We start from the raw sequence: 9,167 nt of genomic DNA on the forward strand, positions 1-9,167 counted from the left end.
GTCGGACATGTCTATGTGGGCCCGCCGCACGGCAGGTCATCTGAACGATGCGATGAGGAGACTTGCGATGAACAATCACGTGGCTGAGCGCCCGGAGTCGGTCCACAAGGCGGGACCGACTCCAAGAAAACGCGATCGACCTCGGCGCCTGACGGCGGCTTTCTGCGTCCTGTTGGCCGCGCTGACGGGCGGTGTTGTGTCCTCTGCCCCTGCCTGGGCGGGGCAGCCTCCCGCTGGCTATCCGACAAGTCAGGTGATGTCGACCGCGTCCAACCCGACGCTCGGCAGTATCCAGATCCGGCGCGGCTTCTACGATGCTGACATCAATCAGGGCTGGGGGATGGACAAAGCTTGGAACAAGCACAACATCTGGAGTGTGGAAGCGATGCGCCGCGTGATGCTCTCGCCGAACATCACGACGCAGGGCCTGCAGTACCTCCTGAAGGCCTATGCGGGTAAGTATCGGTGCAGCGGGTCGACGTGCACTCTCACTGATCAGCGGGAGGTGCGGGGCGTGTACGACACGCAGACGTACACCAACTACTACGGATGGCCTGTTGGGGGGAAGATGGGGCAGCTCACGATGTACTGCTATCAGGGCGGCGAGCTACGTTGCCCGAACTGGGTCGCCTACTCGATCACGAATCCGGGGGTCAACAATCCGTACCGGTCGTCGACCCCGAGCGCTGACGCGAGTCTCTCAGCGGAGGAATCGGCCGAGCAAGCGGAAATCTTGTCTTCGGAAGAGATCGTCGAACTCGAGGGATCGATTGAGGCGGGTGACGAGCAGGTCACGTTCTCGTACGAGCCCCTGCCCGAAGTGATCGAAGCGCCGTAGTGCAACGCTGGAGACGTGGGTCAAAACCACCCACGTCTCCAGCTCTTAGGGAGTCTGATGGACCTGAACGAACACATCATTGCTGCCGTCGACCGTTACTGGGCCGACGACGTCCATATTCTTGGCGCGTGGTCGGATGGGGAAGCGTCGGCCTGTGTGGTGTACTCCCGCACCATCGACCCAGCGTTGATTCTTGGCCAGCGGTTCGAGTTCAACGCTGCTGCCGCGGACGGCACGGTCGAGGGTTATGCCCGCGACATCGCGATCAATCTCGCTGAGCCGATCGGCGCAGCTGCTAAAGCCAGCCGTCAGGACCAGTACGGCATTCTTTGGGTGGCTCTTCGAGGGAGCGACCCGCCGCCTCGGCTGCCGGCAGACGTGGCGGATCGAGTCTCCTGAGCGGGGCTGATACGTCGGGATCTATCAGTGATTCGCGCGCGTAGCGGATCAGTCCGCGGCCGAGGTCGTGGAACGTCGGGCCGACGTTCTGACGCCGCCACCGTCGCAGTTCCGCCACGTCGCGGCCCAGGATCGCTGCCGCCTCGTCAGGGGTCAGCAGGACAGGCGCGGGGGAGTGCTCGTGCACCATCAGATGTCCTCCCTCGTGAGTGTGTCGATGACGGTCACGAACTCGGTTCCGGGGACCGTCACCGTGTTCGCCAGCCGGTACCCGTGCCGGCCGTAGTCGTGCAGCTGTTGGTCGCGTTCCCCGACCTTCTGCGACAACCGATAGTGGTCCCCGTCGCCGCAGGGAAACGTCGTCTGAATCGTCGCGAAGCTCACCGTCGTGCTCATCGCTCACGCCACCCTCGACTTGACCAGCTCGTCGATCCGATCGGGTCGGAAACCCGACCACGGGTCCCCGGCTCCCTCGACGACGGGCGCCTGGAGGAACCCCGATCTCCTGACGTGCTCCAGCGCCACCGGGTCCCCGGCGAGGTCGACCACCCGATACGCGATCCCGGCACTGTCGAGCGCCCGCAGCGTCGCCGTGCACTGCACACATCCGGCCTTGGAGTACACGGTCAGCGGTTCATCGTTCATGGCACTTCTCCTCTCACACCTCATTGCCTTTCGGCAAGAGCCGAATCACAGCGTTGGGGGCGCGGAGGCAGGGGACCGTGGAATACCGGACTGAGCGCAGCGAGGGAGGATATGCCGCGAAAGCCCTTGCCGCAGCGAAACCGGCGCGTATCATCCACAAGCCGAAAGGCAACGAAGTTGCCCCACGCAACGGCCCCCGTCAGCGCGCAGCGTGACGGGGGCCGTTGAGAAGATCAGAGCCGAAGGCTACTCCTCCAAAGAAGCAGAACTCGCACCGGATGAGGAACGACTATTCGCAGTGCGAGCACGGCGGGGACGACTCGTCTGGCCGGGCGCACGCGCGCCTGTCGCGCGCAGATCCTTCTCAGACCAACCGGCATCCAGGGCGGCGCGCCAGGCGCGATCGTGTGCAGCTGTGGCGTCCTTCCATCGCCGCTCCGCGTCGTCGGCGTCGTTCGTCGCCGACACGACTTGACGCACGGCTTCGACCCGCGCGTTCACATCCGCCTCGATTAGTTCGCGCGCTCGCTGCGCTGCCTCGTCAGGATTCAGAATCGCGTCGCTCATGCGACTCAGCTTAATCGTCGTCGAGTCCATCGACTAGGGAGAGAATGACCCCTAGCGGGGTAGCCCTTCCGTCACTAGCATTCTGGGCGGGGCGGAGCCGCTGGCAGAGCAAGCTATAGACTTAGGTACCCTAAGTCTGGACCCGGCGTGACCGCTGGTGCATACTGGTCGTATGGTCCCCGCCAGGAGGCGGGTTCGCTGCACTGGGCCGAAGGGACGGTGAGAACATGGCGGAGCAGAACGAGCGACGGCTGTTCGGCCGTCAGCGGCGCGCCAACTCTGACACTCCGCGGAACGCCGGCCGGTACGTCGTCAAGACAAACGCCGAGGAAGACGCGCAGTTGCGTGCGCGGGCCGTGGTCGCGGGTGTGACCGTGCCGCGATTCCTGGTTGAGGCCGGCATGAACGCGAACGTCGAAACCAGCACGGAGCGCAAGCAGACGATCGCGGAGCTGTTCGCGTTGTCGCGCACACTCGGCACCGTGGCGAACAACGTCAACCAGCTCGCGCGGTACGCGAATACGGAGGGTCGTTTCCCCGCCGAAGCGGAGGGCGTGGTCGCGGAGTACCGCGACCTGAGCGCGCGCATCGACGAGACGATCCGACGGCTGGCGGGCGCATGATCCCGAACATCACACGCGGTACGCGCGTCGTCGGACTGATGACCTACCTGGCCGGTGACGGCCGCGCCAACGAGCACACTGAGCAGCATCTCGTTGCGGGGGACCACGCGATCATGGCGCGGCACGGGTACGCGGTTCTCGATGCCGTTGCGGCGCGCGAAATCGGGATCGCGCTGGACACTCCGCGCCTCGCCTACGGGGTGGAGGTCACCCGTCAAGTGCGGGTCGAAGATCCGCAGACCGGCGAGCTGCACACCGACCGGGTACCCGCGGACGTGTGGCATTGCTCGCTGTCCCTGCACGCCGACGAAGGCCAGCTCAGCGATGAGCAGTGGGGCACGATCGCGCAGCAGTTCGTCGACCGGATGGGCTTCACCGAAGAGTCCGGCAAAGCTGCCTGCCGCTGGGTCGCGGTGCGACACGGGCTGTCGAAGAACGGCAACGACCACGTGCACATCGCCGTGTCGCTCGTGCGGGAGGACGGCACGAAGGCCACCACGCACAACGACTTCAAGCGCGCGCAGGACGTGTGCCGCGACCTGGAGCGGGAGCACTCGTTGGCGCCGTTGGAGTCCCGCCAGCTCGGCATGGGCGAGCGCGGTGTGAAGCCCGGGGAACGCGAGAGCGCCGACCGTCGCGGGAGTGTCGAGGTCGACGCGCACCGACTGGAGCGCACCGTCCGCGCCGCGGCGATCGCCTCTCTGGACGAAGGCGAGTTCGTGCGCCGGCTCCGCCGCGGTGGGGTTCTCATCCGACCCCGTTACGCGGCCGGCCGTGATGACGTTGTGGCCGGCTACTCGGTCGCTGTCCGACCCACCGGGGAGGACCGCCCGGTCTGGTACGGCGGCGGACGCCTCGCCCGCGACCTGACCCTGCCGCGACTGCGCGAGGGGTGGCCGGACAGCCCGCAGACCGCGCAGGCCGCTGTTGACGAGTGGCGCGCCACGAGCAAGAACCCGTGGCAGTACCGCCCCGTCGCGCCCGGGCGTGAGGAGAGCATCCCGGACCCGCAGTTGTGGGAGCAGTACAGTCGCGAGCTGGGCGAGCTGCGGGCACGGCTGCGTGATGTGCCGGCAACCGACCGGGCGACCTGGGCGCACGTCGCGCGGGAGACGGCCGGAGCGTTCGCGGCGTGGTCACAGCGGGTCGAGACGACACCGGGCCCGCTGGCCGAGACAGCCCGAGAGCTGTCCCGCAGCGCGCACATCCGCGCGCACCAGTCCGCACCTAAGCCGGTGCGCATGGGCTCCGCATCGGGAGCTGCGATGATCCTGTTGCAGGCGGCCACCGCTGGCCGAGGGACCGCCGCAGAGGCGATCCTGTTCCGCCAGCTCGGCCGACTGTCCGTGGCGCTCCTGGACGCACACACCGCCGCCGGCGATGCCCGGCGGGCGGAGCAGATGAGCGGGTCGCTGCGTGACAAGCTCGCCGCGATCCAGGAGCGGTTACCAGCCGTCCCGGGGAAGGATGCAACGCCGGCTGCCGGCCTCGCGCTTACTCCCGAGGAGGAGGCGGTGCGCCGCGCACAGCGAGGCCTCGCCGCACCCGGCACACGCTCCCCGCTGCCGGGCCCGATCACCCCGCGGAAGCGGTCAACGTCCGACACGTCACAGGGTCGTGACGGCAACGGTAGGGAGTAGAAGGGACCAGGGTCATGGTCGATGAGACAGACGGCGTGGGCGAGACGTTCGACGACTCGCTGCGGATCGCGCTGACAGTCGCCTCGCAGTTCGGGGAACGCATCTCCCGGCTGCGCGAGCAGTTGGCCCGTCAGCGGGAGGCGGACGCCCGGCAGGAAGCAAGCGAGCTGCAAGCACGCTTCGACGCTGAACGCGGCGCCGCCCGCGCCCAGCTCGCGGTGGTGAACCAGCCGGAGTGGTGGACTCGCGCGGGCGCCGAGGACATTGCCGCCGTGTACGAGACGGCCACCGCGTGGCGTGACCACGATGACGCCGCGGCCGCCGCCCACGACACCATCCGCCGGGAGGTTCGCGACCGGTACGGCGTTGACGTCGACCGGCCCGGCGCCGACCCTGCCGCCGTCGCCGAGGCGCTGCGCAACGCCGAACGCGACCGCGCCGAGGCGCGGGAGGAACGCCGCCGCTCCGGCGGGGACCTGACCGCCAGCCAGATCCTCCTTGCTACCGCCGAGGGCCGGGGTAGAGACGCCGACGACGCGCAGACGCGGGCCTGGGAGGCTGAGGATCCTGACACGGCGGCGCAGGCTGACAGGGAGGCCGCTGTCGCCGCCGAGGACGCCCGTGCAGCTCGTGAGAGTAGCACGGTGGCGTATGACAGCGTCGAACGCCGAGACGCGTTCGCACGGTCGCTGGAGGGCACCGCGTCGGAGCAAGAGGTCCGTGGCCGCGTCCTCGCAGACAGCGGCAACGCGAAGCACCCCCGCGAGGCCGTCACCACACCGACCGGCCGCGCCCCGCGGCTCCGGAAGGGCCGGGCTGGGAACACGCAGCAGCGCGACCGCGGCGGCCTCTCACGATAACGAGACGGGAGGCTGGAAGTTTGGCGGTTTCCCGGATGGGCTGCTGCGCGTTGCCGCCTCTAGCGGTGGTGCGAGCTGAGTCGCACGGGTTAAAAGATGAACCCCGACCGTCACACTCGCGTGCGCTGCGTCGGGGGCTATGCCTTTAGCGTAGACGGGTACCTATTCATCCGCAACAAAGGAGGTCCAGTGCACCGACTACGTGCGACGATCCCCGCTGCGCGGATCGCCCGCTACGACGCGGCCTGTAGCGGCACGGGCGTTGATGGTATCGAGCTCTACCGGTGGGCGAGCTCTGTCGCTCTCGCCGTGTTCGACGATTTGGCCACGCTCGAGGTTGCGATGCGGTCCCCACTGGCTCGCGAGCGCTGGATGCGACCTTTTATGGAAGCCATCGACTGGTCGTCACGGACCGGCCGCATATTCACGTTTGGGTGAGCTGCGTTTCACGGCCCATCCGTTTGCAAACGACGGTTGGAGAATGACCAGCACCGGAAGCTACCCTCCCTGCTGTTACAGCGCCGACCCTTGGACGGGTTCCCGATCAGACTTGGTGAAGTCTTCCGATAGACGGATCCCCGAGAAGACGCCGCACCGGAACGTGGATGAGCGGACGGACAGCTTACGTGGAGCGGACCATGGCGCGTCAGACGGCGCACCAGACAGTTCTGCATCTACTGGGTGGAGTATTGACGACCCATTTCACTAATAGAACGAGAGGACGAGATAGCCCTCAGTATGGCTGACATGCTCTTCATTGCCTCGTCAGCGATGTGTTGGCCGGGTTGGAGCCAAAGCTGGTCGTTGAAGATTTCGATTTCGATGGGACCGCGAAACCCGGCGTGGTCAACGGCGGCTAGTATCGCCGGGAGGTCGATGATGCCGTCGCCGGGAAGTGCGCGGGTGAGGAATGGCCCGTGTTCGTGATCACGCGACCAGTCTGCGATTTGAAGCGCTGCGATCCTATTCTCGCGCCCGGCACGACCGAGCTGTTCCGTGAGTTCCGGGTCCCACCAGACATTGAACGTATCGATGACGACGCCTACCTGTTCCGCCGGGAACGGCGCGACGATGTCCAGCGCCTGGCGAAGAGTATTCACAACCGATCGGCTAGCGGTGAACATGGGATGCAGCGGCTCTAGCGCAATGCGGACACCCGCCTCTTCCGCGATGGGAACTAGTTCGCCGAGTGTGTCGATCATCCTCCTGCGCGTTCCGTCAAGGTCGTGGGATCCCGGTGGTAGGCCTCCGGCGAGCACAACTAAAGCTTGTGCGCCCAGCTCGTAAGCATCATCCGCCGCCCGCCGGGCGTCGGACATCATCGCAGCGTCCGGCGTGAGGACACATCGGCATAGGGTCGACACTTGAAGCCCGTGATCTGTAACGGCGCGTGCGGCCTGAGTTGGGCTCATCCCTTCATAGGTCTCACGCCACAGTCCAACGTTTCGCGCGCCGGCGGTCGCGATAGCGTCCAATGCGGTCTGCAAGGGCGGATTCCCCAGGGTCGCAGTGTTTATGGACAGCCGCGTCTCGGCGGTGGTGCTCCGAAGAATTTTCACAACGCCGCGTCCCTCAGCAGCCACGCCGCTTGACGCAGCGCTAGAGCGACGATTGTGAGGGTCGGATTGGCGGCGGCGCTCGTGGTGAAGACCGATCCGTCTGAGACCAACAAGTTTGGCACTCCGTGCACACGTCCCCACTTATCCACGACGCCGTCGTCTGGGTGCTCGCTCATTCGGGCTGTTCCGAGATTGTGACCGGATGGTGTTGGCGGGGCGGTCGAGATGCTCACGGCACCCACTGCGGCGTAGAGGGCGCGGGACTTCTCGAAGGCATCTTTGCGCATTGTCACGTCAGCGGGGTGATCGTCGTAGTTCACGTTCGGGACTGGAAGGCCGCGCTGATCCACCCGGCCGCTGAGTGTGACGCGGTTGGGCGGCTGCGACATGTCTTCACCAGTGATCCAGAGTCCCGCCGTATGGGAGTACTGCTCCATCATCTGGGCGAAGTCGCGCCCCCAGGCGTGCGGTTGGACGAACCGAGCCAAGGCGATCGGCGCCAGCGCAATGAGCTCGAGGTAATACCCGCCAGGAAAGGGCCGTTCTGGGTCATGTCGGGACTCATCCGCGATAATTCCGGCCATCGACTCGCCCCGGTGGAAGTTGACAGGTTGATCGAATTGAGCAAAGACGTTTCCGGAGACATGGCGGGTGTAGTGACGTCCCACGTGGCCGGCGTGATTGCCGAGCCCGCGGGGAGACTGTCGGCTCGTTGACAGGAGCAGAAGCCGGGGCGTCTCGATTGCGTTACCGGCGACCGCAACAGCCCGTGCCTGCTGGAAGCGAGCCACGCCGCCCGCATCAAAATAGGCGACGCCTGTGACGCGTCCGTGGTCGCCCTGTTCGATGTAGAAGGCGTGCGAGTTTGGCCGGAGATCGAGGTTTCCGGTGGCGAGCGCTCGGGGGATTTCGCTGACCAGGGGTGACCACTTGGAGCGCTGACGGTCGCCCTGGAAGTTGAACCCGTCCTGGATCGTGCCGGGTCGGCCGTCGCGGGGATCCACGTTGGTGGCATACGGTCCGGTGGCGAAGTGTCGGTAGCCGACGCGTTGCGCGCCAGCGGCGAGGACTTTGTAGTTGTTGTTCGCGGGGAGTGGCCGGCGACCGTGCCGGTGGGATACTCCCAGTCGGCGCTCTGCTTCACTGTAGTAGGGGGACAGGTCATCCAGGCCGATCGGCCAGTCGGCGATGCTCGTGCCGGGGATGTTCCCGTAAGTCGATCGCGCGGCGAATTCGTGTGCTTTGAATCGAGGGGTGAGGCCGGTCCAGATGAGTGTCGTGCCACCGACCGCCTTGACCATGTTTGCGGGGCTGCCTGGGAAGTCGTGTCCGAGTTGCCAGGTGCCTGAGGTCGTGCGTCGATCGTTCCACCCCAGGAGCCGTTGCGCCTCGCGCTCATCATTGACGAAGTCGTCGTTGGGTACCCATGGGCCCGCCTCCAGCATGACCACTTTCTTGCCGGCGCTGGCAAGCACGGACCCCAGGGTGGCCCCGCCGGGTCCGCTTCCGACGATGACGAAGACGTCCTCATCGGTGAGCGCGAATCGTGTGCTCATCGGCTGACCCCGTCGGCCGATCTGCTGTCCGGGCCGATCTCGGCCATTGGTTCGGGGAACTCCTCGACGCGGGGGTCGGGTAGCCAAGTCAGGTCGTTGAAGCCTCGGTGAAGGTAGCCGCCCAGGTGATGTGAGGGTCCTTGGTATCCGAGCCGGGCCCAGACGGCTGGATGGCCGTAGATCCCCGGAATGATGAGCTGCCGGTAGGTGCGGAACCACGCCTCGTCGGATAGATCCTTCAGACTTGCAAGTAGTTGAGCATCGTCATCGAGGAACTCGGTGAGTCTCTGAAGCGATCGCCGAATCTTCAGGTCCTCGCGCGGATCGTCATGGTCCTGGGTGAGGGCGTCGGTTGCCGCCATCTCGTACACCTCATCGGGTACGTCATGGGGGAAGGCCAGCCGTGCGACTCGGGCGGCAACGTGGACCAGGGCTTCGTCGACGTGGTCGTGTTCCATGGTGGGTCCAGGTTCGCGCGCG

General features: G+C 66.1%; 12 protein-coding genes. 5 read left to right on the top strand and 7 right to left on the bottom strand.

The features are described from left to right. Positions 1-256: 256 nt before the first annotated feature. Positions 257-838, top strand: a complete 582-nt coding sequence (locus tag F6B43_RS19285; protein WP_150450709.1) for a hypothetical protein — start codon at positions 257-259, stop codon at positions 836-838. A 57-nt stretch (positions 839-895) separates the two neighbouring features. Then, positions 896-1,237 (top strand): hypothetical protein, encoded by a 342-nt coding sequence (locus F6B43_RS19290; protein ID WP_150450711.1) that lies wholly within the window; start codon positions 896-898, stop codon positions 1,235-1,237. Here F6B43_RS19290 and F6B43_RS20165 read toward each other — a convergent pair. The 4 genes from F6B43_RS20165 to F6B43_RS19305 all read right to left on the bottom strand — a co-directional run bounded on the left by F6B43_RS20165 (position 1,134) and on the right by F6B43_RS19305 (position 2,449). Continuing rightward, positions 1,134-1,427 (bottom strand): helix-turn-helix domain-containing protein, encoded by a 294-nt coding sequence (locus F6B43_RS20165; RefSeq protein WP_425486863.1) that lies wholly within the window; start codon positions 1,425-1,427, stop codon positions 1,134-1,136. The two genes, F6B43_RS19290 and F6B43_RS20165, sit on opposite strands and share 104 nt — an antisense overlap. Continuing rightward, positions 1,427-1,633 carry a hypothetical protein gene (locus F6B43_RS19295; protein WP_150450712.1) on the bottom strand — a complete coding sequence of 69 codons (207 nt, stop codon included), beginning with the start codon at positions 1,631-1,633 and terminating at the stop codon, positions 1,427-1,429. The genes F6B43_RS20165 and F6B43_RS19295 overlap by 1 nt, the downstream gene beginning before the upstream one ends. 3 nt (positions 1,634-1,636) lie before the next feature. Further along, positions 1,637-1,882, bottom strand: a complete 246-nt coding sequence (locus F6B43_RS19300) for a glutaredoxin domain-containing protein (RefSeq protein WP_150450714.1) — start codon at positions 1,880-1,882, stop codon at positions 1,637-1,639. 246 nt (positions 1,883-2,128) lie between these two features. After that, on the bottom strand, positions 2,129-2,449 hold the full coding sequence (locus tag F6B43_RS19305; protein ID WP_150450716.1) for a hypothetical protein: 321 nt from the start codon (positions 2,447-2,449) through the stop codon (positions 2,129-2,131). Positions 2,450-2,676: 227 nt separating this feature from the next. Between F6B43_RS19305 and F6B43_RS19310 the strand changes: the two genes are divergently transcribed. From F6B43_RS19310 to F6B43_RS19320, 3 genes are read left to right on the top strand one after another with little or no spacing between them, the layout of a single operon-like run. Beyond that, the gene (locus F6B43_RS19310) at positions 2,677-3,072 is read left to right on the top strand and encodes a plasmid mobilization protein (protein WP_150450717.1); all 396 of its coding nucleotides are present in this window, start codon (positions 2,677-2,679) and stop codon (positions 3,070-3,072) included. Beyond that, complete coding sequence (locus F6B43_RS19315; protein WP_150450719.1) at positions 3,069-4,712, top strand: relaxase/mobilization nuclease domain-containing protein; 1,644 nt, start codon at positions 3,069-3,071, stop codon at positions 4,710-4,712. The genes F6B43_RS19310 and F6B43_RS19315 overlap by 4 nt, the downstream gene beginning before the upstream one ends. A gap of 14 nt (positions 4,713-4,726) precedes the next feature. Continuing rightward, positions 4,727-5,572, top strand: coding sequence for a hypothetical protein (locus tag F6B43_RS19320; RefSeq protein ID WP_150450721.1), 846 nt, complete (start codon positions 4,727-4,729; stop codon positions 5,570-5,572). A gap of 674 nt (positions 5,573-6,246) precedes the next feature. On the opposite strand, the gene F6B43_RS19325 is transcribed toward F6B43_RS19320, so the two are convergent. From F6B43_RS19325 to F6B43_RS19335, 3 genes are read right to left on the bottom strand one after another with little or no spacing between them, the layout of a single operon-like run. Further along, positions 6,247-7,155, bottom strand: coding sequence for a TIM barrel protein (locus F6B43_RS19325; protein ID WP_170285759.1), 909 nt, complete (start codon positions 7,153-7,155; stop codon positions 6,247-6,249). Further along, positions 7,128-8,687 (bottom strand): GMC family oxidoreductase, encoded by a 1,560-nt coding sequence (locus F6B43_RS19330; protein WP_150450724.1) that lies wholly within the window; start codon positions 8,685-8,687, stop codon positions 7,128-7,130. Before F6B43_RS19330 ends, F6B43_RS19325 begins: the two co-directional genes overlap by 28 nt. Then, positions 8,684-9,145, bottom strand: a complete 462-nt coding sequence (locus F6B43_RS19335) for a hypothetical protein (RefSeq protein ID WP_150450726.1) — start codon at positions 9,143-9,145, stop codon at positions 8,684-8,686. Before F6B43_RS19335 ends, F6B43_RS19330 begins: the two co-directional genes overlap by 4 nt. Positions 9,146-9,167: the final 22 nt, after the last annotated feature.

This window comes from Microbacterium rhizomatis, from assembly GCF_008710745.1.
GTDB classification, from domain to species: domain Bacteria; phylum Actinomycetota; class Actinomycetes; order Actinomycetales; family Microbacteriaceae; genus Microbacterium; species Microbacterium rhizomatis.

Bases quoted from the DNA above. Each gene is read 5' to 3' on its own strand.
- F6B43_RS19290 (WP_150450711.1), top strand. From the start codon at position 896: ATGGACCTGAACGAACACATCATTGCTGCCGTCGACCGTTACTGGGCC.
- F6B43_RS19310 (WP_150450717.1), top strand. From the start codon at position 2,677: ATGGCGGAGCAGAACGAGCGACGGCTGTTCGGCCGTCAGCGGCGCGCC.
- F6B43_RS19315 (WP_150450719.1), top strand. From the start codon at position 3,069: ATGATCCCGAACATCACACGCGGTACGCGCGTCGTCGGACTGATGACC.
- F6B43_RS19305 (WP_150450716.1), bottom strand. From the start codon at position 2,449: ATGAGCGACGCGATTCTGAATCCTGACGAGGCAGCGCAGCGAGCGCGC.
- F6B43_RS19300 (WP_150450714.1), bottom strand. From the start codon at position 1,882: ATGAACGATGAACCGCTGACCGTGTACTCCAAGGCCGGATGTGTGCAG.
- F6B43_RS19335 (WP_150450726.1), bottom strand. From the start codon at position 9,145: ATGGAACACGACCACGTCGACGAAGCCCTGGTCCACGTTGCCGCCCGA.
- F6B43_RS20165 (WP_425486863.1), bottom strand. From the start codon at position 1,427: ATGGTGCACGAGCACTCCCCCGCGCCTGTCCTGCTGACCCCTGACGAG.
- F6B43_RS19320 (WP_150450721.1), top strand. From the start codon at position 4,727: ATGGTCGATGAGACAGACGGCGTGGGCGAGACGTTCGACGACTCGCTG.
- F6B43_RS19330 (WP_150450724.1), bottom strand. From the start codon at position 8,687: ATGAGCACACGATTCGCGCTCACCGATGAGGACGTCTTCGTCATCGTC.
- F6B43_RS19295 (WP_150450712.1), bottom strand. From the start codon at position 1,633: ATGAGCACGACGGTGAGCTTCGCGACGATTCAGACGACGTTTCCCTGC.
- F6B43_RS19285 (WP_150450709.1), top strand. From the start codon at position 257: ATGTCGACCGCGTCCAACCCGACGCTCGGCAGTATCCAGATCCGGCGC.